Origin of the sequence: Arthrobacter nitrophenolicus (assembly GCF_000332815.1) — a bacterium.
GTDB lineage: Bacteria > Actinomycetota > Actinomycetes > Actinomycetales > Micrococcaceae > Arthrobacter > Arthrobacter nitrophenolicus.
In genome coordinates this window covers 25,772-46,847 of the sequence record NZ_AOFD01000027.1, presented here as the reverse complement: position 1 = coordinate 46,847, position 21,076 = coordinate 25,772, and the positions used below count along the sequence as shown (strand labels likewise).

General features: G+C 66.5%; 22 protein-coding genes and 1 pseudogene. 13 read left to right on the top strand and 10 right to left on the bottom strand.

Annotated elements, in window-relative coordinates:
• Positions 1–4 precede the first annotated feature (4 nt).
• The 5 genes from G205_RS11360 to G205_RS11345 all read right to left on the bottom strand — a co-directional run bounded on the left by G205_RS11360 (position 5) and on the right by G205_RS11345 (position 4,407).
• Positions 5–1,711 (bottom strand): amidohydrolase, encoded by a 1,707-nt coding sequence (locus G205_RS11360; protein WP_009358084.1) that lies wholly within the window; start codon positions 1,709–1,711, stop codon positions 5–7.
• On the bottom strand, positions 1,711–2,496 hold the full coding sequence (locus tag G205_RS22095; protein ID WP_235046878.1) for a hypothetical protein: 786 nt from the start codon (positions 2,494–2,496) through the stop codon (positions 1,711–1,713). Before G205_RS22095 ends, G205_RS11360 begins: the two co-directional genes overlap by 1 nt.
• The gene (locus tag G205_RS22090) at positions 2,493–2,936 is read right to left on the bottom strand and encodes an MFS transporter (protein ID WP_200859158.1); all 444 of its coding nucleotides are present in this window, start codon (positions 2,934–2,936) and stop codon (positions 2,493–2,495) included. The genes G205_RS22095 and G205_RS22090 overlap by 4 nt, the downstream gene beginning before the upstream one ends.
• Positions 2,937–3,041: 105 nt before the next feature.
• Positions 3,042–3,665 (bottom strand): TetR/AcrR family transcriptional regulator, encoded by a 624-nt coding sequence (locus G205_RS11350; protein WP_009358083.1) that lies wholly within the window; start codon positions 3,663–3,665, stop codon positions 3,042–3,044.
• 28 nt (positions 3,666–3,693) lie between these two features.
• Positions 3,694–4,407 (bottom strand): alpha/beta fold hydrolase, encoded by a 714-nt coding sequence (locus G205_RS11345; protein ID WP_009358082.1) that lies wholly within the window; start codon positions 4,405–4,407, stop codon positions 3,694–3,696.
• A gap of 112 nt (positions 4,408–4,519) precedes the next feature.
• Here G205_RS11345 and G205_RS11340 point away from each other — a divergent pair.
• Together G205_RS11340 and G205_RS21100 are read left to right on the top strand one after the other, a co-directional pair.
• A pseudogene (locus tag G205_RS11340) lies at positions 4,520–6,093 on the top strand (sodium-dependent transporter).
• Positions 6,090–6,227 (top strand): methionine/alanine import family NSS transporter small subunit, encoded by a 138-nt coding sequence (locus G205_RS21100; RefSeq protein ID WP_009358081.1) that lies wholly within the window; start codon positions 6,090–6,092, stop codon positions 6,225–6,227. Before G205_RS11340 ends, G205_RS21100 begins: the two are co-directional and overlap by 4 nt.
• An 11-nt stretch (positions 6,228–6,238) precedes the next feature.
• Here the strand turns inward: G205_RS21100 and G205_RS20610 are convergent, their stop codons facing one another.
• Positions 6,239–7,699 carry an arabinan endo-1,5-alpha-L-arabinosidase gene (locus G205_RS20610; RefSeq protein WP_009358080.1) on the bottom strand — a complete coding sequence of 487 codons (1,461 nt, stop codon included), beginning with the start codon at positions 7,697–7,699 and terminating at the stop codon, positions 6,239–6,241.
• A gap of 296 nt (positions 7,700–7,995) precedes the next feature.
• On the opposite strand from G205_RS20610, the gene G205_RS11330 reads away from it, so the two are divergent.
• The 10 genes from G205_RS11330 (at position 7,996) to G205_RS11295 (ending at position 15,870) form a co-directional block, all read left to right on the top strand.
• The gene (locus G205_RS11330) at positions 7,996–9,327 is read left to right on the top strand and encodes an ABC transporter substrate-binding protein (RefSeq protein ID WP_009358079.1); all 1,332 of its coding nucleotides are present in this window, start codon (positions 7,996–7,998) and stop codon (positions 9,325–9,327) included.
• A 17-nt stretch (positions 9,328–9,344) separates the two neighbouring features.
• A complete protein-coding gene (locus G205_RS22810) occupies positions 9,345–9,767 on the top strand; it encodes a carbohydrate ABC transporter permease (protein ID WP_235046877.1) in 423 nt (140 codons plus the stop codon).
• Positions 9,740–10,252, top strand: a complete 513-nt coding sequence (locus G205_RS22805; protein ID WP_235046876.1) for a carbohydrate ABC transporter permease — start codon at positions 9,740–9,742, stop codon at positions 10,250–10,252. The genes G205_RS22810 and G205_RS22805 overlap by 28 nt, the downstream gene beginning before the upstream one ends.
• 11 nt (positions 10,253–10,263) lie before the next feature.
• Positions 10,264–10,728, top strand: coding sequence for a carbohydrate ABC transporter permease (locus tag G205_RS22800; RefSeq protein ID WP_235046875.1), 465 nt, complete (start codon positions 10,264–10,266; stop codon positions 10,726–10,728).
• Between the two features lie 17 nt (positions 10,729–10,745).
• Positions 10,746–11,216 carry a carbohydrate ABC transporter permease gene (locus G205_RS22795; RefSeq protein WP_235046874.1) on the top strand — a complete coding sequence of 157 codons (471 nt, stop codon included), beginning with the start codon at positions 10,746–10,748 and terminating at the stop codon, positions 11,214–11,216.
• Between the two features lie 3 nt (positions 11,217–11,219).
• Positions 11,220–12,578 carry an arabinan endo-1,5-alpha-L-arabinosidase gene (locus tag G205_RS11315; RefSeq protein WP_235046873.1) on the top strand — a complete coding sequence of 453 codons (1,359 nt, stop codon included), beginning with the start codon at positions 11,220–11,222 and terminating at the stop codon, positions 12,576–12,578.
• A gap of 7 nt (positions 12,579–12,585) precedes the next feature.
• Complete coding sequence (locus tag G205_RS21915; protein WP_009358077.1) at positions 12,586–12,906, top strand: DUF624 domain-containing protein; 321 nt, start codon at positions 12,586–12,588, stop codon at positions 12,904–12,906.
• Entirely contained in the window at positions 12,894–13,211 is a 318-nt protein-coding gene (locus G205_RS11305) for a hypothetical protein (protein WP_009358076.1), read from the top strand. The genes G205_RS21915 and G205_RS11305 overlap by 13 nt, the downstream gene beginning before the upstream one ends.
• 120 nt (positions 13,212–13,331) lie before the next feature.
• Positions 13,332–14,837, top strand: a complete 1,506-nt coding sequence (arfA, locus tag G205_RS11300; protein WP_035752812.1) for an arabinosylfuranosidase ArfA — start codon at positions 13,332–13,334, stop codon at positions 14,835–14,837.
• Between the two features lies 1 nt (position 14,838).
• Positions 14,839–15,870 (top strand): arabinan endo-1,5-alpha-L-arabinosidase, encoded by a 1,032-nt coding sequence (locus G205_RS11295; RefSeq protein ID WP_235046872.1) that lies wholly within the window; start codon positions 14,839–14,841, stop codon positions 15,868–15,870.
• 3 nt (positions 15,871–15,873) lie between these two features.
• On the opposite strand, the gene G205_RS11290 is transcribed toward G205_RS11295, so the two are convergent.
• From G205_RS11290 to G205_RS11280, 3 genes are all read right to left on the bottom strand, one after another.
• Positions 15,874–16,902: a LacI family DNA-binding transcriptional regulator gene (locus G205_RS11290; RefSeq protein ID WP_009358073.1), complete on the bottom strand. Its 1,029-nt coding sequence runs from the start codon at positions 16,900–16,902 to the stop codon at positions 15,874–15,876.
• A gap of 96 nt (positions 16,903–16,998) precedes the next feature.
• Entirely contained in the window at positions 16,999–18,162 is a 1,164-nt protein-coding gene (gene rsgA, locus G205_RS11285; RefSeq protein ID WP_009358072.1) for a ribosome small subunit-dependent GTPase A, read from the bottom strand.
• A gap of 250 nt (positions 18,163–18,412) precedes the next feature.
• Positions 18,413–18,649, bottom strand: a complete 237-nt coding sequence (locus tag G205_RS11280; protein ID WP_009358071.1) for a zinc-ribbon domain-containing protein — start codon at positions 18,647–18,649, stop codon at positions 18,413–18,415.
• 156 nt (positions 18,650–18,805) lie between these two features.
• Between G205_RS11280 and G205_RS11275 the strand changes: the two genes are divergently transcribed.
• Positions 18,806–19,957, top strand: a complete 1,152-nt coding sequence (locus tag G205_RS11275) for a GGDEF domain-containing protein (protein ID WP_035752809.1) — start codon at positions 18,806–18,808, stop codon at positions 19,955–19,957.
• On the opposite strand, the gene G205_RS11270 is transcribed toward G205_RS11275, so the two are convergent.
• The gene (locus G205_RS11270) at positions 19,913–21,019 is read right to left on the bottom strand and encodes a LacI family DNA-binding transcriptional regulator (RefSeq protein ID WP_035752803.1); all 1,107 of its coding nucleotides are present in this window, start codon (positions 21,017–21,019) and stop codon (positions 19,913–19,915) included. The genes G205_RS11275 and G205_RS11270 overlap by 45 nt on opposite strands.
• Between the last annotated feature and the right edge of the window lie 57 nt (positions 21,020–21,076).

The following is a 21,076-nucleotide window of genomic DNA, read 5'->3' as shown; positions in this document are numbered from 1 at the left end:
TGTCTTAGGCGGGCTGGCCCACGCGGGCACCGGCTGCGGCGGGACGGCCGGCCGGGGAGACTCCGGCGTCGTACGCCACCTTGCCGCCCACAACGGTGAGCCGGGTGGAGTTGGTGAGCAGTTCGGCGGTGTCCGCCTGGAGCGGGTTGGTGTCCAGGACGGTGAAGTCCGCCAGATAGCCGGCGGCGATCCTGCCCTGGCGGTCTTCGGCGCGGCAGGAGTAGGCGGCGTCCCGGGTGGCGTGGCAGAACGCGTCAGCAAGCTTCAGGGCGTAGCGGGGAAGGTTTGCGTCCAGTGCGGGGTCAAGGGCGGAGCGGCGGGTGGCGGCAATGTACATGTTGGGCAGCGGCTGGTGCGGTGCCGTCGGCGCATCGGTGCTCAGTGCAAGAGTGGCGCCGGCCTCCGTGAACTCGGTCCAGGGGAAGGCCCGCTCGCAGCGGTGGTCGCCCAGCATGCTGCGCCAGGTGTCCTGGATGGCAGGGTCCGCGTGGACGGGCTGCATGGAAGCCACGACGCCGAGGGCCGCCAGCCGCGAAACGTTCGCCTCCGTGACTGTTTCCAGGTGTTCGATGCGGTGCCGGCGGTCCCGCGGCCCGTTGCGGCGGTACGCCTCCTCCAGCGCATCCAGGGCGATGTCTGACGCTTCGTCGCCGATGGCGTGCAGGGCGATCTGCAGCCCTGCGGCGTCCGCCGCAATCACCACCGGGGTCAGCGATGCGCGGTCCCAGACCGGCTCGGCGCTGCTGCCGTCCGCGTACGGCTCCTTCATGGCGGCGGTGCAGCTGTCGATAACGCCGTCCACCATCAGCTTGATGCCGCAGATCTGCAGCCAGTCACTGTGCAGTTCGGCCGCCAGCCACGCGGCCTTGGCCACCTGTGCCAGGTTGTCGGACTCCGCTTCGTGGCGGGCCACCAGGAGGTGGCCCTTGACCCGGATGGGCAATGTGCCGTTCCGGCGTTCCATGGCGCGGCGGAAAGCAGCCAGGTCGTCGTCCTGGACGGCCATGTCCACGGCACTGGTCACGCCGACGGCCAGGTAGTTGGCGAAGGCCTCCTCCAGCTGTGCGTCGCGGTCCTGGTCCGTGGCCTGCGCCGCAAGGGCGGGCCAGATGATTTGCTGGACTGCCGTTTCATACAGCACCCCGTCAGCCTCGCCCGTCCCAGGGTCGCGGCCGATGCGTCCGCCGATGGGGTCCGGGGTGTCGTTGTCGATGCCCAGTTCCGCCAGGGCCGCACTGTTGACCCAGACGGAGTGCAGGTCATTGGCGTCCAGGTAGACGGGGCGGTCCGGGACCGCTGCATCCAGCAACTGGCGGGTAGGGGGCTGCCCGTCGAGGGCGCTGTGGAGCCAGCCGGCGCCGAGGATCCGCGGTGCATCGCTGGCCGCAGCAGCGTCCCGGAGGCGCTGCTGCAGTTCGGCGAGGCTGGCGGCGTCCCGCAGCTGGACCTTCTGCAGGGCCTGGCCCGTCATCAGCAGGTGGGTGTGCGCATCTACGAAGCCGGGCAGGACAAAGCGGCCTTCAAGGTCCACTTCCGCAGCGCCTTTCCCCGCCGCGATGCGGGCACCGGCTTCGTCCCCCACGTGGATGAACTGTGATCCTTCCACGACGAAGGCTTCCGCGGGAGCGCCGTCGGCGGTGAACACGGCGGCGTTGGTATACAGCGTGCGTGCAGGCAAGGGAGTGCTTTCCTTCAGGTCGGAGCAGGGCATTAGACGATGGCCGCCTTGTTGATGTTGGTCGGGGGGTTGCCGACCGCCTCCCGGTCGATCCGGACGGACAGGCGGGAGATCAGGATCAGCGGAACAGCCAGGACCAGGGTCATGCCCGCCAGGACGTAGCCGAGGACGTCATACCCCGCCGAAGCCGAGAGGAACGTTCCGAAGAACGGGGCGAATGAGGACCCAATCAGGTAGACGCCGAGCACGGGGGCGGACCAGCGCCCGGAGGCGTCCAGCGCGGCCGCGGTGGCCACGATGTAGATGAAGGCCAGCATGTAGATGGTGTTCCAGGCGATGATCACTGCCATGTAGAGGCCCGGATCGGTCACTGTTCCGGACAGCATCTTCAACGCTGCCCCCGCCACCAGCGCCACGGCCAGCGGCGCTGTCCTGCCCAGCCGGCGCCCGGCCAACCCGATGAGGCCAGAGGCGAGGAGTCCGCCGAGCGTGGAGAGGCTGAGGACCAGCCCCATGCCGGTTTCGTCGAGCCGCGCCTGGTCGGCGCCCATGGTGGCGGCCACGGCCCAGAGGGAATCCTCACTGAGGGCCCACAGGGCGAAACAGGCCAGCAGGCCGAGCCCGGCGAGGGTCGTGGACCGGGAGCCCTTACCCGGGGCGGCGGCTGCCCGCGGCCCGTCGGTGGTACTGGCGGGGCTGCCCGGCAGCCAGGCGGTGGTGAACAGGGCCGCCAGGGCAAGGCCCGCGAGCAGGCCGAACGCACTGCCCATGCCCGCGCCCAGAACAGGGACGACAAAGAGAACCACGGAAACGATCACGCGGTTGGCGAAGCCGCTGAGGCCCGAGGCGCGGTCCGGGTTGCGGAGGGCGCCAGGGCGGCCCCGCCTGCCGAGACGGCGCCGCCCGCGCCGAGCCCGCCGATCAGGACGCCGGCGACGACGACGGGAACGGACGGGATGAAGGCTGCGGCTGCGAAACCTGCCGCGGCAAGCCCCAGACCGGCGCGCGCCACCAGGTACCTTCCTTTTCCGGCTGCCAGCCTGGACGACAGCAGGCATGCGACGGCGCAGGCGAGCAGCGAGCCGGTCATCAGGGTGCCGGCTTCGGTGTCCGAAAAGCCGAGTTCGCCGGTCAGGGCGACGATCATGACGGGAACCAGGTTGGCGGTCATGAAGCCGACGACGCTGATGCCGAAGACGGAAACCGCCCGGCGCGGCGTCAGGGGTACGCGCCCTGTGGTGGGGTCGTCCTGGGACATGGAATTCTCCTTGCTGGGATGGAGTGAATGCCGTCACAAAATGAATGGCCTTCATTTATTATGAAGATGGACCCCGCCCGGCACAAGGGTTTTAGTGAAAGCCTTTCAGAAACTTATTTTTGTTACCTCCCGGATCCCGGCCACGATCGTCGCCAGCCCGAAGGCGAAAGCGGCGTCGGAGCGCTCGGCAGGGGAGCCCAGTCCGCTGATGGCTGCAGTCAGCGCCGGAAATTCTCCCGGCGGGGGAGACCAGACGACGTCGGGGGCAGTCAGTTCCAGTGCGGAGCCGAGGACCAGGTAGTCCACGGTGGTGATGGCAGGGACGATGACCGAAAGGTCCAGGCCTGCCTTGCCCAGGACGATCGCCATATCCTCGTAGATCCGCATCACGCCCAAGTCCTGCACGGTCTGGGTCACCAGGAGCGGCACCAGCCGGGGGTGGTCCACCAGGCAGTCGCGGTACTCGTGGGCCAGGGTCCGAAGTGCCTCGTCCCAGGGCAGGCTGGCAGGGTCAAGGTGCCTCCGTGCGGAGAACTCGGAGAAGACGAGTCCGCGCATCAGCTCGATGATGTGTTCGCGGTTGTCGATGTGGTTGTAGAGCGAGGCCTGGCTGACGCCAAGTTCCTTGGCCACTTTCGGGAAACTGAAGTCTCCGGTGGCATCGACGAGGGACAGAGCGGCGCGGATGATGGCATCCACGGACAGTTGCGGTGATCGGGGGCGCGGCATGGGAACTCCTAGGCACGGGGCGGTCCGTTCAATGTAGCTGGCCGTTCCGGTCCACGGCGGCGAGGATGGCCCCGGCCAGTTCCGCCGGCCTGGTGAACTGCGGCCAGTGGCCAGTGGGCAGGTCCACGTATTCCACGTCGCGGACCCGGGCAAGCTCGGCCACGAATGGATGGCCTGCGTCGATCCATTCGCGCAGCATGGCGGAGGGGAATTCGCAGGCGATGACTGTGGCGGGGACGTCGTAGCGCCGCTCGTCGTGCAGGTGCTGCGGATCGTAGGCCACGCCCCTGGGCTGCGGAATGGCCCGTTCGCGGAATTTCCTGCGGAGGCCGTCGTCGAGGTCCACCAGATCGGCGTCCTCGAATCCTTCCCAGGGCGGAAGCGGAACGTCGTCGCCGTCTGCAGGCAGTTCGTCGTTGATCACGCCGCCCTCACCGAGGGGGCCGCTGTCCACGTAGATGGCCCGCGCAATCCTGTCCGGGCGGGCATCAACCACCCCGTGGATGATGGCCCCGCCGCCTGAATGGCCCACGAGCACCACCTTTCCGTCCGTGGCGTCCACTTCCGCGGTTACGGCGTCGATATGCTGGCGCAGGCCGATGCCGGCACGGTTGGCATCCACCGACTCCAGGCCGGGAAGGGTGAGGGGATGCGTGCGGTGTCCCGCCGCCTCAAGCGCCGGCGTCACCTCCTCCCAGGATGAAGCGTCCAACCAGAAACCGGGAACCAAGATGATGTCCATGACGGAACCCTACTCTCCTGGGGTGACAGAAAGGCCGCCGGCCAGGCCTTCCCGGGTGCGCGCACAACAGAGGGGGCTTTTGCAGGCGGAAGGGCAGCAGTAAAGTCCGGACATGACTGCTTCCTCGCCAGCGCAGCCCGCCAGTCCGGCCAAGCGCGAAACATTCTCGTCCCGCCGGCTGTTCATCCTCTCCGCCATCGGCTCGGCGGTGGGGCTGGGCAACATCTGGCGCTTTCCCTACATCGCCTACGATAACGGCGGCGGTGCGTTCCTCATCCCGTACCTGGTGGCCCTGCTGACGGCCGGCATCCCGCTGCTGTTCCTCGACTATGCGGTGGGCCATAAGTTCCGCGGCTCGGCGCCGTTGCCTACCGGCGGCTGCACCGTGCCGCCGAACCACTCGGCTGGTGGCAGGTGCTGGTCTGCTTTGTGATTGCCGCGTACTACGCGGTCATCATCGCCTGGTCCGTTATGTATACGGTCTTTTCTTTCACCGAGGCGTGGGGAGATGACGCCGAGGGCTTCTTTTTCGGGAACTTCCTGAGCATCGCCGAAGCCCCCGGCCTGGGATTCGAATACGTGCCGTCCGTGTTCTTCCCGCTGCTGCTGACCTGGGCCGCCGTCATCCTCATCATGGTGGCCGGGATCAGGAAGGGCATCTCCCGCGCCAACGCCATCCTGCTGCCGCTGCTGATGGTGATGTTCCTCCTCCTGGTGGTCCAGTCGCTCTTCCTTCCCGGCGCGGCCGAGGGCCTGAACGCCTTCTTCACCCCGGACTGGGCGGCGCTCGCAAATCCGGCCGTCTGGGCGGCGGCCTACGGACACATCTTCTTCTCCCTTTCCGTGGGGTACGGCATCATGGTCACCTACGCCTCCTACCTGAAGCGCCGGACGGACCTCACGGGCTCCGGCATGGTGGTGGCCTTCTCCAACTCGGGCTTCGAGATCCTGGCCGGAATCGGCGTCTTTGCCGCCCTTGGCTTCATGGCCCAGGCTGCGGGAACCGCCGTGGACGAGGTGGTGACGCAGGGCATCGGGCTGGCGTTTGTCGCGTTCCCCACTATCGTGTCCCAGGCCCCGTTCGGAGCCTTCATGGGCGTGCTGTTCTTCGGGTCACTGGTCTTCGCGGGCATCACGTCCCTGATCTCGGTCCTCGAAGTCATTGTGGCCGCGGTCCAGGACAAGCTCGGCTGGGGCCGGGTCCAGGCGTCGCTGGTGGTCAGCGGGCTGGTGGCGGCGGTCTCGCTGGGCCTTTTCCCCACGGCCACCGGCCTCTACCTGCTGGACACCTCCGATGCGTTCGTCAACAGCTTCGGCATCACGCTCGGGGCCCTGGTCACCGTCGTGGTGCTCGCCTGGTTCCTGCGCAAACTGCCTCTGCTGTCCTCGCACTTGAACAGGATCTCCACCGTCAAGATGCGGCGCACGTGGATGATCCTGGTGGCTGGCGTCGTTCCACTGGCGCTGATCTACATGGTGTCGAACGAGTTCATCAGCAAGATCACCGCCACTTATGAGGGCTACCCGGAATGGTTTGTGGGCATCTTCGGCTGGGGTATGGCCGGGGCCCTGGTGGTGCTGGCGCTGGCACTGACATTCATTCCCTGGAGCCACCGGTCCAAGGCCCACCACGACCCCGAGTACGACGCCGTGGTGGCCGACGAGGAGAAGGAGAAGGCACTGTGACGCCGATAGCCATCACCATGATGATCATCGCCATCCTCACGGTCTGGGGCGGCCTGGCGCTTGCCCTGCTGAACCTGAAACGGCATCCGGAGGACGAGGGCGCGCTGCCTGAGGAGCGCGCCCCCGAACTTTGACGGAAGGAGCCTTACCTGCCGGGAGGGGCGGGGAAGCCGACGGCGTCAGTGGCAGCCTTGCCGTGGGCGTTCCGGAACACTGCCCGGACCAGCAGGCCTGCATCGCTGTACGTGCCGGAGGACACTTCGAGCGTCGAGCGGTAGCTGCCTTCGTCCGTCCGCTTCGTCACGGGCTGGTGGTCCGCCCGCTGCCAGCTTGCGCCGCCGTCGTACGAAATTTCCCAGACTGCCACCGGACCCGGCGTGCCGCCCGCGGTGGCGGTAAACGTGACGGCGCCGCCTGCTGCGGCCGCCTTTGGCTGCTTCAGGACCGACGGCGTTTCCACGGTCTGGTTGAAGACCGGCCAGCCGTTCACCCAGTCAATCTTCTGGATGCCGAGGGTTGGGAAATACGGGATGTCCTGGTTGGAACCGTCGTAGTAGTGGAAGGCCAGGTAGTCGCCAAAGACGGACTGGCCGCCCGGGCCGGTGATTGCGCCATGCGAATCGAGGACGACGGATCCGCCGCCGCCGAACATGTCGCGCCCTTCCTGGTCCAGGTACGGGCCCTTGACCGAGGTGGAACGGCCCACGGCCACCTTGTACGTCGAATCACCGCCGCGGCAGCAGGCGTCAAAGGAGACAAAGAGGTAGTAGTAGTCCCCGTGCCTGGTGATGTACGGCGCCTCGATGGGGTTCCCGGGCATGAACCGGTCCGCGATGTTTACGGCTTTGGACTCCCATCCGGCAACCGGCTTTCCGCTCGGCCACTCAAGTTGGACCAGGAAGATGCCGTACCAGAACGAGCCAATGGCCATGTAGGGGGTGCCGTCGGCGTCCTCGATGATGCCGGCGTCGATGGCGTTGAAGGTCTTGGCGGGATTGGCCGGGTCGAGGCCGGTGGCGGGGGAGGAGACCACCATTCCCTGGTCCACCCATTCGTAGTCGGGGTCGCTGGGATCGAGCGTGGTGTTGGTGGCAAGGGCCGTGAGCGACTTGTTTCCGCCGAAGCGTGACGCCGAGTAGTACAGGTAGTACGTGCCGTTGTGTTCGGTGATTTCCGGCGCCCAGAGGTTGCCGGGCAGCTCGCCGTCAGAGAAGTGTTCGTCGATCCATGCCGGGATGCGGTCCCAGACCGTCCCGGCGTACTCCCAGGTTGTCCCATGGTCGCGGGAAGTCCACACCTGGATGGTGCCGCCGTTTTCCCGGTTCACCAGGCCGGTGGAATAGACATACCAGGTGCCGTCGGCGGCAACGATCAGCGCCGGATCGTGGATGGGCGAGGTTTCGCCCACAACCGTCTTTCCACCGGGCAGGTCCACGGGAAGCTTCTGCTGGCCCGGCGGTTCTCCGGCCTGGCTGATCTGGCTCTTGATGGCGTGGGTGACGGGAGCGGGGCCGGCGGCGGCCGTCGTCGGCAGTGCGGCTGCCAGGGCAAGGGTTGCAGCTGCTGCCAATCCTGCGGCGCGCAGCACCCAGGGACGTGACGTCATCACGTGGTCCTTCCGGGAGAGAGGGGCTGGTCGGCAGCAGGGATGCGCGGCGCCGTTTCATTGCAACGTTGTAAGAAAAATATGGCATGGATCACGTTTTGGGTCAATGGCGGCGGAATCGCGCCGGAAACAAATCCGGCGCCGGCCCCTTGACGCCGGATGAGGGCCTGTGTGATGGTTCTTACAACGTTGCAAGAAAACGCCCCGGATGCCGGTCCGCCACCGCGGACAGTGGGGCTCCCGTATCGCCTCACCCATACACTTGTGTGCTCCACCCAACCCGGAAGGACTGCGTGATGATGAAGTCACGTCCCATGGCCGCGACCCTGGCGCTCTTTACCGCCGCCGGCCTGATGCTCGGCGGTTGCTCCGCCCCCTCCGCCGAGGACAGCGGCGAAAAGAAACTCACGTTCATGTTCAGGGGAGGTGAGGACGAGAAAAAGGCCTATGAGCAGGCAGTCTCGCAGTTCGAAGCGGATAACGGGGTGGACGTGGAAATCATTGTCACCACCGCGGACCAGTACGCCACCAAGCTGAAGGCGGCGATCGCCGGCAAGCAGGTTCCGGACGTCTTCTACATCGGCCCCGGCGACGTCCAGGCCTATGTGCAGAACGGCATCGTCAAGGACATCACCGAGTACGTTGAGGGCTCTGACACTATCGACCTGGACAACATCTGGGAATACGGCGTGGACAGCTACCGGTATGACGGCAAGCGCGTAGGTGAAGGTGCCATCTACGCCCTGCCCAAGGACGTGGGCCCGTTCTCCTTCGGCTACAACAAGACCATGCTGGAAAAGGCAGGAATCCCGCTGCCGGACAAAGACAAGCCATACACTTTCGACGAGTTCGTGGCAGCCGCGAAAAAGCTCACCCAGGACACAAACGGCGACGGCACCCTTGACCAGTGGGGCACCGGCCTGAACGTCCAGTGGAACCTGCAGCCCTTCGTCTGGTCCAACGGCGGTGACTGGCTCAACGAAGACCGGACAAAGGTGACGGTGGATACGCCCGAGTTCGCTGAATCGCTGCAGTGGTTCGCGGACCTGCAGAACGTCCACGGCGTCACGCCGTCCGTGGCTGAGGCGCAGACCCTGGACACCTACCAGCGCTGGATGAAGGGCGAAATCGGCTTCTTCCCCATCGCCCCCTGGGACCTGTCCACCTACCAGAAGCTGGGCTTCGACTGGGACGTCATCCCCTACCCGGCCGGGGACAGCGGGGAAACCGCCAGCTGGATCGGAACGCTGGGCATCGCCGTCTCCGAAAGCACCAAGCACCCGGAGGACGCCGTCAAGCTCGTGGAGTACCTGACAGCCAACAAGGAAGCCCAGCAGAGCCTGGTGGACGCCGGCATCCAGATCCCCAACCTCAAGGACATGGCCGAGGCCTGGGCTGCGGACACCAGCACAAAGCCGGCCAACAAGGAAGAGTTCCTGCAGATCGTGAAGGACTACGGCCGAGCCCTGCCCGGCGGCAATACTTTCAACGCCGAGTGGTATGACGAACTGTTCACCAACATCCAGCCCGTCCTGGACGGCAAGCAGACCGCCGCCGACTACCTGAAGGAAGCGCAGCCCAGGATGCAGGAATTTCTGGACGCCGCTAACCAGCAGGCCGGAAACTAGCGGGAGGGATCACCGGTATGACAACAACCAGCACGCGCCCGCGCCGCTCGCGGCTTCACCGGAAAGAACACCAGGCGGCCCTCGCTTTTGTTGCCATACCGGTGATCGGCTTCCTCCTCTTTACGCTCTTCCCGCTTCTTTTCTCGGTGTATGCCTCCTTCACCAACTGGAACGGCATCTCGGCGCCGGTCTTCAAGGGACTGGACAACTACACCAAGATGTTCGGTGACCGCTACTTCCTCCAGTCGCTGTGGAACACCCTCTACATGATGATCGGGATCCCCGTCGGCCTGGCCATCTCGCTGGGCCTGGCGCTGGCCATGAATCGGAAGATGCGCGGAACCACCTTCTTCCGCACCGTCTACTACCTCCCGGTCATCTCCTCGATCGCCGCCGTCGCGATTCTCTGGCAGTGGGCTTCAACGGAGACTTCGGCCTGATCAACCAGGGCCTGGCCCTGGTGGGAATTGACGGCCCCAACTGGCTCCAGGACACCAACACCGTCAAGCCGGCCCTTATCATCATGGCCATCTGGAAGGGCCTGGGGTACTCCATGCTGCTCTACCTGGCCGCCCTCCAGTCGGTGCCCCGGTACCTCTACGAGGCAGCGGCCCTGGACGGCGCATCGGCCTGGCAGCAGTTCCGGCACATCACCATCCCCATGGTCCGGCCGGTCACGTTCTTCCTGATCGTCACCAGCATCATCGGCGGCTCCCAGATCTTCGTGGAAATCAACATCATGACCCCCACCGGTGGCCCCGAGTTCCAGTCCGCTTCCATCGTTTGGTACATCTGGCAGAAGGCGTTCGACAACCTCCAGATGGGTTACGCGTCCGCCATGTCCGTGGTCCTGGGGCTGCTGGTTTTCGCTATCACCTTCATCCAGTTCCGGCTCAACCGCCGCAACCAGTTCTCGATCGATTGAGGCAGGCAGCCATGTCCGCACAGCATGTCATCACCACTCCGCCGCTGGAACCCACGCAGGAACTCCCCGACGGCAGCGGGGGCGCAGGTAAGTCTGCTTCCCGCCCCACAGGCGGCCGCCCGCGGTCCACCAAGGAAACGCTCCGCCTTGGCAATGTCATCACCACCCTGGTCCTGAGCGTGGGCGCGATCGTCATGATTGCCCCGCTGGCCTGGACCTTCTCCACCTCCCTCAAGACGAAGGACGGGGTGTTTGCGCTTCCGCCGCAATGGATTCCGGACCCCTTCGTCTGGGAGAACTACGCCCGCATCTGGACTGCCGGCCCGCTCCTCAGCGGCATCCAGAACAGCCTGATCGTGGCCTGCTCCGTGACCATCGTGGGTTCACTGACGTCCGCGCTCGCAGCCTTTGCCTTCGCGAAGATGCGCATGCCCTTCAAGAACGTCCTGTTCCTGGGACTCCTGTCCGGCTCATGATCCCGTTTCCCACACTGATGATTCCGCAGTTCACCATCTTCGCCAGCATCGGCTGGGTGGACACGCTTCTGCCGCTGATCGTGCCGGGACTCTTCGGGAACATCATCATGATCTTCTTCCTGCGCCAGTTCCTGAACAGCATCCCCGATTCCATCGTGGAGGCGGCCCGCATCGACGGTGCCTCCTACCTGCAGATTTTCTGGACCCTCATCATGCCCGCCATCCGGCCGGCGCTGGCGGCGCAGTTCATCCTCTGGTTCATGGCCATGTGGAACGACTACCTGGCCCCCATCATCTACCTGAATTCGCCCGGCACCCAGACGCTGCAGCTGGTGATCGCGAACTTCAACGCCCAGTACGCCATCCAGACGGACTACCCGTTGATCATGGCGGCGTCCTTCGTGGCGCTCCTGCCGGTGCTGATCGTCTTTGTGGTCTTCCAGCGCCAGATCATCGAGTCCATTGCGCTGTCCGGATCCAAGGGCTGAGCCGTGGCCACCGATACTGATGTTTCCCGCGAACTGCTTCCGCTTCCCGCTGGCGCCAACCCACCATCTGCGTCATGGGGCTCCCGCCACGCCCACGACCCTACGGTGGTGCAGGACGACGACGGCACCTACTTCATGTTCTCCACCGATGCCGTTGCCAACGCGCAAGATATTCCGGCAGGGGTACATATCAGGACCTCCACCGACCTCGTGGAGTGGACCTACGCCGGCACGGCGTTCGACGGCGTCCCGCAACCAGCCGCAGCCTGGTCCGGCGCGCAGGGCCTCTGGGCGCCCGATGTGGTCCGCTGGCCCGGCGGCGGATGGCACATGTACTACTCGGCGTCCACATTCGGCTCCAACACCTCAGCCATAGGACTTGCCGTTGCTTCCTCACCGGCCGGGCCCTGGGAGGACCGCGGCCTTGTGGTGGCCACCCGCGCCGGCGAACATTCCCAGAACGCCATAGATGCGGCGGTCACCTTCGATGCCGACGGAAAGCCGTGGCTTACGTACGGGTCCTTCTTCTCGGGGATCTACACGCTGCCGCTGGACGCCGCAACGGGCCTGGCCCTGGTGGAGGGCGACCTCGGAACCGTCATCGCCCGCCGCCCCAAGTCCGTGGAGGGCGCAGTCGAAGGGGCTTTTGTGCTGTACCGCCCGGAGGACGATGCGTATGTCCTCTTTTGCTCCTACGACTCCCTGTTCAGCACCTACAACATCCGGGTGGCGGTGGCGGACTGCATCACCGGCCCCTACCGCGACTTCCTGGGCAACCCGATGACGGACCTGGAGTCCCCGCCCGCGTCGGTGGGCACGAAGGTGCTGGGCAGCTACCAGTTCGACGGCGGCACGGGCTGGCTCGCGCCGGGCCACAACTCTGTCCTGACGCAGGAGGGGCCGGACGGGCGGGCCGAGCACTTCGCAGTCCACCACGTCCGCTTCGCGGCTGATCCCAGCCAGCATGTGGTGCAGCTGCGCCGGATCTTCTTCACCGCTTCCGGCTGGCCCGTCGTCTCGCCCCAGCCCTTCGCAGGGGCAGGGCGTGAGGCGCTGCCTACTTCCGTTCCAGTCGCGGGAACCTGGCAGGTCCTCCGCTTCGCCCCGGAATCGCCTGACCTCGTCCCGGCGGTGGCCCTGAGCGTCGAGTGCATTGACGCGGGCGGAGCAGTTTCCGCGGGCGCCCCCGAACAGATGAGGCTCCGCGTTGCTGCTCCCGGCAGCCCCGATGGTGCCGTTGAACTCGATGCCGTGGTTTTTGATTCCTGGGACTGGTCCCGCAGCCGCCCGGCCCTGTCCTTCAGCGGCCTGGACCAGCACGGGGTGGCCTGGAGCGGAACCCGGATGTCGCCCTATGAATGATCAGCCGATGGGGTGGGCAGGCCGCCTGATGGACTGGCTCCGCTTCTCCACAGCCCTGGTCCTGGTCAACGTGCTCATTGTGGCAGGAACCCTGGCCGGACTCGTGGTCCTGGGCCTGTTCCCTGCAGCAGTGGCCGCGAGCACGGTCCTGGGCAGGCTGCGGGACGGTTCGGCCGGAGACCATGTGGTACGTGACTTCGTCACCGCCTACCGGTACCAGTTCCGGCACGCCAACCTGGTGGGAGCCGCGTTCTGGACCGCCGGCGTCGTACTGGTACTCAACGTCGGGACCTGCTGGGTCCGGCCGGGACCGCGATGCCGCCCCTGATGCGGGCCGTCCTGCTGGTCCTGTCCGCGGTGGTTGCCGCCGTGACCGTTGCTGCAGCCGCTACGGCGGTGTCCATCTGCGCCCGGTACCGGGACACCGTTAGCAGGACATGGCGGGCAGCGTTCATGCTGCCGCTCATCTCGCCCGTGATGGGCCTTTCCCTGCTGGCAACCCTGGCGGCGGCCACTGTCATTTTCTCCGGAATGACGGTGCTGGTGCCCCTGGTCGGCGCTTCGCTTCCCCTGCTCCTGTCCGGATGGCTGGTGGGCCGGAGGCTCGGCGGCCTGGAGCCCGCAAGCCCCTAAGCCGATCTGCACCCTCACGCACACTTCAACTCGTCCTTCGCTAGTTCTACAACGTTATAAAGAATAGGAAAAACCGTGACCATCACCTCCGCCGCTGCCGAACAGACCCACCTGGCTGTCGTGGCACCCACTGTCATCACCGTGAACCGGGACGCCGTTGTGGCCCCCGTCAACCGCCGGATCTTCGGCTCCTTCGTGGAACACCTCGGCCGCTGCGTCTACGACGGGATCTACGAGCCCGGCCACCCCACTGCCAATGAGGATGGCTTCCGCCTGGACGTCATCGAACTGGTCAAGGAACTCGGCTCCAGCACCATCCGCTACCCCGGCGGCAACTTTGTCTCGGGCTACCGCTGGGAGGACGGCGTGGGCCCCCGCGACCAGCGGCCCGTGCGGCGGGACCTCGCCTGGCACTCACTCGAATCCAACCAGGTGGGCCTGGACGAATTTGCCCGCTGGTGCAAGCTCACCGGCTCGGAACTCATGATGGCCGTCAACCTGGGCACCCGGGGCATCGAGGCCGCCCTGGACCTGCTGGAGTACACCAACCACCCGTCAGGCACGGCGCTCAGCGAGCAGCGCATCGCCAACGGCGCCAAGGACCCGTACAACATCCGCATGTGGTGCCTGGGCAACGAGATGGACGGGCCCTGGCAGATCGGGCACATGTCCGCCGAGGACTACGGCAAGCTGGCTGCCCGCACCGCATCGGCCATGAAGACTGCGGACAAGAACCTGGAACTGGTGGTCTGCGGCTCCTCCGGGTCCGCCATGCCCACGTTCGGCGAGTGGGAGCGCGTGGTCCTGGAGCACAGCTACAACTACGTGGACTACATCTCCTGCCATGCCTACTACCAGGAGCGCAACGGCGACCTGGGCTCCTACCTGGCGTCCTCGCTGGACATGCAGTACTTCATCGAAACCGTGGTGGCCACCGCCGACCACGTCAAGCACAAGCTCAAGAGCAAGAAGACCATCCAGCTCTCCTTCGACGAATGGAACATCTGGTACCTGGACGAGCACCAGGCTTCCGACGAGGTTAACGAGGAATGGACACACGCGCCGCGCCAGCTGGAGGATACCTACTCCGTGGCCGACGCCGTGGTGTTCGGCAACCTGCTGATGACGCTCCTGAAGAACCATGACAGGGTGGCCGCAGCCTCCCTCGCCCAGCTGGTCAACGTGATTGCCCCCATCATGACCGAGCCCGGCGGCGACACCTGGCGCCAGACAACGTTCTTCCCGTTCTCCGTCACGTCCCGGCTGGCCAAGGGTGAGGTGCTCCGTCCCCGCATCGAGGCAGGAACCTACACGACGGCGGTGTACGGCGAGGCCCCGCTGGTGGACTCCGTGGCAACCACCGACGCCGCCACCGGAGAGTCGGCCATCTTCCTGGTGAACCGCAGCCAGACCGAGTCCATCGACGTGACCGTCAACGTCGCCGAACTCAACGCCACGGTGGTCACCGAGGCAGTGACCCTGCACGACGAGGACGTCTACGCCAAGAACACCCTCCAGGACCAGGGCCGGGTTGGCCTGAAGCAGCTCGACGGCGTTGTCCTGGACGAGGGCACGCTCACGGTGACCCTGCCTCCGGTGTCCTGGTCCGCCGTCGCGCTTGGCTGACGTGCCGTCACCCCCCACAGGCGCCGCTGCCCGCCGCCCGCCGGGGGCCTGGCTGGCAGCGGCGCTGGCCGCCGTCGTCCTTGTCCTGGCCGGGTGCGCCGCACCCGGGGCGGCACCCGAGGCGAAGCACGCCGGACTCACGGGCGATTTCTTTACCCACGATCCGGCCCTGGTCAAGGGGGAGGACGGGGAGCCCTGGTTCATCTATTCCACCGGCAACGGGCAGGTGGCAGACGGCAACATCCAGGTGCGTCGGTCCGCGGACGGCGTGGACTGGGAGTATGCCGGCGAGGTGTGGCAGGAGAAGCCGGCCTGGCTTGCGGAGGCGGTGCCGGGCGTGGACAACCTCTGGGCGCCCGAACTCTACGAGCATGACGGGACCTGGTACCTCTACTACTCCGCCTCCACCTTCGGCAGGAACCTCTCCGTCATCGCCCTGGCCACCAACACCACCCTTGACCCTGCGGACCCCAACTATGAGTGGGTGGACCGGGGCGAGGTGATCTCGTCCAAGGGGAAAGCGTTCAACGCGATTGATCCGGGCATTGCCGAGGACCAGGACGGCAGGCCTTGGCTGTCCTTCGGATCCTTCTGGGCCGGGCTGCAGCTGGTGGAGCTCGAGTGGCCAAGCGGCCTGCGGGCGGGGACGGAAGAACCGGTGGCCATCGCGGACCGGCAGGCCCCGCCCAACGCCATTGAAGCGCCCTATATCCTGCCGCACGACGGTGCCTACTATCTGTTCTTCTCCCGCGATTTCTGCTGCCAGGGGCTGGAAAGCACCTACAACATCGCCGTCGGGAGGTCGGACAGCATCACCGGCCCCTACGTGGACGCGGAGGGCAAGGACCTGCTCGACGGCGGCGGCACGCCGTTGCTCGCATCCGACGGCGGGCGGGTGGGGCCGGGCGGGCAGTCCGTCTCCGGGAACGTCCTTGCCTTCCACTACTACGCGGAGGAGCTCGACGGCGCTTTCCGGCTGGGGCTGGCCGGGCTGGAGTGGAAGGACCGCTGGCCAAAAGTGCGGTGGGAGTAGGCCCTACGCCGGGACGGCCGCCGCGCGTCCCACTGTTGACTCCCGCGGCACCACCTGGAATGCCGTCTCGACCTCGCGGGGCGGCATTCCGGCCGGGTCCTTGATGCGGTCCATCAGCATCCGGATGGCAGTCTCGGCAATCTCCGTGCGGCCGGGATCCACGGTGCTGAGGGTGGGAAGGGAGTACCGGGTTTCGTCCAGGTCGTCGAAGCCGATCACCGCCACATCGTCCGGCACTCGGAACCCGGCCTCCTGCAGCACCCGCACGGCACCCTGGGCGAGCGTGTCATTCAACCCGAAGACGGCATCAAACTGGGCCCCGCGGTCCAGGAGGTCGTGCATGGCGGCGGCGCCGTTGGACCGGTGCCAGTCCACCACGTAGGCCACGATGCCGTCGTCGTACGGAATGCCCCTGGCCTCGAGGGCCTCCCGGTAGCCGCGCAGGCGGAGGCCGGCGGAACCGATGACCTCACCCTCGTGGGCGCCCACCACGGCGATCCGCTTCCGGCCCAGGTCCAGCAGGTGCTCGGTGGCGGTGCGGGCCGCCGTCACGTTCTGCATGGTGACGTGGTCGGAGGTGCTGCCGAAGATGCGCTCGCCGAGAAGTACGATGGGCACCTCGGCCTTGATCAGGTCCGCGTCCTCCTGCCCGAGCGCCAGGGGGCTGAAGATCAGGCCGTCGGACATCTTCAGCCGCGGGCTGGCCATGACCTCGAGTTCCCGGTCGCGGTCGGCGCCGGTCTGCTCCACCAGCACCACCAGCCCGCACTTTGCCGCGGCCTCGATGACGGCGTCGGCCAGTTCGGCGAAGTAGGGAAGGCTCAGCTGGGGCAACGCGAGCGTGATGGCGCCGGTGTGTCCGGAACGTAGGCTGCGGGCCGTGAGGTTGGGCCGGTACCCCAGCTCGCGGATAGCCTGCTCCACCTTGGCGCGGGTGGATTCCCGGACGTGCGGGTGGTTGTTGATGACGTTGGACACCGTCTTGAAGGACACGCCCGCTACCCGGGCAACATCGTGGAGCGTGGCCGCCATGGATCCCCCTGCAAAAGGTTTGAGGCCCGGAGGCCGGTTACGCTGAGTTTACAACGTTGAACGCCTCTGGTGCGCTCACCGCCGGCCTCCGGACCCTCACCGCCGCCGCTTCCGGTCCTTCCCGCCGGCGCGGTCCTGCCGTTCGGCCAGGTCCCGCTCCGCCCAGCGCTGCGACTTCCCGGCCGACACCACCTTCTGGTGCCATTCCCGGTGGTACGCGCGCTGGGCGGCCACGCTGCTGCGCCGGGCCAGGGCGGCCAGCTCGCGCTGCAGCTTCAGGTAGCTGTGCCAGCGCCGCTCGGGAAGGCTGCCGTCCGCGAGGGCCTCCTGTACGGCGCAGCCGGGTTCGCCCTGGTGGGAGCAGTCCGAGAACCGGCACCCGGCGGCCAGTTCCTCCACGTCGCCGAACATGTCCTCCATGCCGTCTTCGGCGTCGAACAGCCCGAAGCCGCGCACCCCTGGTGTGTCCATCAGCACGGTCCCGTTGGCAAGCGGCACCAGCTCCCTGGACGTGGTGGTGTGCTTGCCCTTGAAGTCGCCGGAGCGCACCGCGCCGGTGTGCTGGACCTCGCGGCCAACCAGGGCGTTGATCAGCGTTGACTTCCCTGCCCCGGAGGGTCCCAGGAGCACGATGGTGCCGCCCGGAGGGATGTGCTGCAGCAGTTCGTCAATCCCGTCGCCGTTTTCCGCGGACGTGGTCACCACCTCCACCCCGGCGGCCTGCAGAATGACTTTCCCGACGACGTCGTCCGCCACTGCGGCGAGGTCGGCCTTGGTGATGATCACCAGGGGAGTGGCGCCGGAGTCCCACGCTGCCACAAGGGTCCGCTCCAGCCGGTTGTGGGTCAGCGGCCGGTCCACGGGAACCACCACCCCCACCACGTCCATGTTCGCCGCCAGGACCTGGGCCGCGGACGAATCCTCGAAAGCCCGCTTGCGGCTCAGTTCGGACAGCCGCGGCAGGACGGCCAGGATCTGGCATTCACCGGCGCGGTTGGGGCCCGTCCAGACCCAGTCTCCCGTGACGGGAATGCCGCCGGCCAGGGGATAGGGAAGATGCAGGAGCTGGTTGTCCACCGCCACGAGCAGGAGGTTGCGGTCCACGCGGACCACCCGGCCGCGGCCGGTTGCTCCCGGCAGCGGGTGGGCGGCGAAGTGCCGGGCCACTGCCGGTGTATAGCCATAGGCCACCGGCCCGCCCGGGTCGCTTGAATTGTCTGTTGCACTGCTGGTCAGGGAGAACCCTGAAGGATTGGTCACGTCGGTTACCTCGGGTAAGTCCCGCAGCACCGCCCAGCCGAAAGAAAAAGGGAAGTCAGGCTGGAACCGTGCAGCGGAGGGAAATGGTCTGGTTGATGGGTGCGGGGCGCTCCGGGCGCACGGCAACTGCAGTCATCAAAACCACCTCCATTCCCTCCAAGGGTCCTCTCCGCTCTGCCGGGGACGGCAGGGGCGACCGTGTCCCACTCTAGCCGCGGCCGCCGCCGGGGGCCAGAGCCAGAACGGAAACTCAGCGCTGCAGTTCCAGGGCGCGTTTCTGCCGCGCCGAGATGGAGGAGACGTAGCCGCAGTTGGAGCACGTGATGTTGTATTTCCGGGAGGTGGTGAACACCGGAATGAAGAACAGCGTGAACTTGGTGGCGCGCTCTTCCAGGTGGTGATGGACGAAGGAGCGGCAGTACTGGCAGGTTGCGGGCTTTCCTGGCAGCGCCTTGAGCACCGTCTTGAAGCCGAAAAGGAGGAGCATGGCGGGCCTTTCGTGGTCCTGTCCGGGAATCCTGTGCTTATCGCACCACCTTAGGCGGTTTCGCCGCGGCTGTTCATGGGTACGACGCCGATGCGCGTGCCCGGTGAGATACTGATGGTCGGCACAGCATTCGGCGTTGGGGGGGACTTCGAAGACATGGTTCTGGACACCGCGACCCTCCGGATCGCCTTCGGCCTGATGGCCCTGGTCCTGGTGCTGCTGTTCTACTTCTCCGCCTACCGGATCACGCGCTCGCCGTACAGCGGCTGGTGGTGCCTGGCGCTCCTGTTTTTCCTTACGGGGTCCGCCTGCTTCCTGCTGGACGGCACAGTCCACCAGATATGGGCCAATCCGCTGGGCAACGTGCTGCTGGTGCATGGCGGGGTGGCGGTCTGGGCAGGTGCGCGGTCGTTGCGGACTGTACCTCCGCCGAAGTGGGCGTTCACCGGCATCCCGCTGGTCACGCTGGTGGCCTCCGTCCTGGACAACCCTGCCACGAACACCTGGTCCGGCGGCCCGGTGTTCCTCGCCGCGATGAGTGTCAGCATCGGGCTGGCGTCACGCGAGCTCTGGCGCCTGGAGCCGGGCTATTCGCGGGTCCGGATCCCCATGGCGGTATCCGCCGGCGGCCTGGCCGTCTTCTACTTCTTCCGCTGGGTGGCGTTCCTGTTCGAGGGACAGCACGGGCCCACCTTCACCACGGTCTTTGGCTCTGCAGTGACAACCCTGGTGACCATGGTGCTGCTGGTGGTGGTCTCCTTCAGCATGGCGGCGCTCAGCAGCGAGCAGCAGACGCGGGCCCTCCGGGTGGTCGCGTCCCGGGACGACCTGACCGGCCTGCTCAACCGCAAGGCCTTCGTTGACCTGGCCGCCGAGTTGCTCTCGGACCGCACCATCACGCGCGGTTCCGGCGCCCTGATCCTGGCGGACCTGGACCACTTCAAGACCGTCAACGACACCTACGGCCACGCCGCCGGGGACATCGCCCTGCAGCGCTTCGCCGAAGCCTGCACCGACACCGTCCGGTCCACGGACCTGGTGGGCCGGTACGGCGGCGAAGAATTCGTCCTCCTGATTCCCGGCGCCAGTGCTGAGCGGGCCGAACTGATCGCGGAAGAGATCAGCCGCCGCCTGGCCTCCGCGCCAACGGTGGACGGCATGGAAATGCCGACTGCCAGTTACGGAATTTCCACGTACGACGCCGGGACCGCCGAGGTGGACAGCGTCATCGCCGCCGCGGACGCGGCGTTGTATGTGGCGAAGTCAGGGGGCCGCAACCGTACGGCCCGCAGCGACCGGCTCCTGTAGGTCCGGGCACGGTCCGACCGAACCGCGCCGCACCAGGGTAGCCGTGAACTGCGCCGGTGCGGCAGGCGGAAGGCCCTCCATCTGGCGGATCAGCGCCTTGGCTGCAGCCACACCCATGTTGTAGACCGGCTGGGCGATTACGGTCAGGGGCGGGGTGGTGAGCCGGGTCCAGGGGAAGTCGTCGTACATGAGGAACGAAACATCGCCGGGAATCGACAGTCCAAGTTCCTGGATCGCCTCCACCACGCTGAGGGCGATCAGGCCATCGGAAGCGACCACCGCAGTGGCCCGCTCCGGCCCGCGAAGGACGTCCCGGGTAATGCTGCGGATGGATTCGGCGTCTCCGGCATTCAGCCGGACCAGGTCCTCCGGGAACGGAAGGCCTGCCGCCAGGAATGCCCTCTGCATTCCCTCCAAACGGTCCTCGATCTGCGACGAGTCCAGCGTCATCCCCGGCTTGTAGGGGGCGTCGGTCCGCAACGTGGAAATGAAGGCGATCCTGCGGTGGCCGGCCTCGAGCAGATGCTGCGTGGCCTCGAGTGAAATCTTGGCCATGTCCACTGCCAGCGTCTCCACATCCAGGTCCCCGCCGGTCCGATCAATAAAGACCAGGGGGCGGCCTGACTGGTGCACCTGCTGGAGGTGCGCGGTATCCACCGATGATGCGGGTGCGACGATCAGGCCGTCCACCCGTTTGTCCAGCAGGATCCGGACGGCCTCCACTTCGGCCGCCCGGTCCTCGTCTGTGTTGACCAGGATGACGTTGTAGCCGGCTTTCTTCGCGGCGTCGGTGATGCCCCGGGTGGCAAGGCCGAAATGCGGGTTTTCGATATCGCCCACCACCACGCCGATGGTGTGCGATTTCCCCGTGTTCATGCTGCGGGCAAGCTCGTTGGGGCGGTAAGAAAGCGCCTCGGCTGCGGCGAGTACCCGTTCGCGGACATCGTCGCTGACGGCGCCGTAGTTGCCCAGCGCCCTCGCGGCCTGCGCCTTGGATACCTGGGCTGCCTTGGCGACGTCGGCAACGGTCACGTCCCGCCGCCTCGCTCCTTCACCGTTCATCTTCACCTTTCGACGGGGCTGTTGACGGCCCATGTGAGTTCGGCTACATTTCTATCA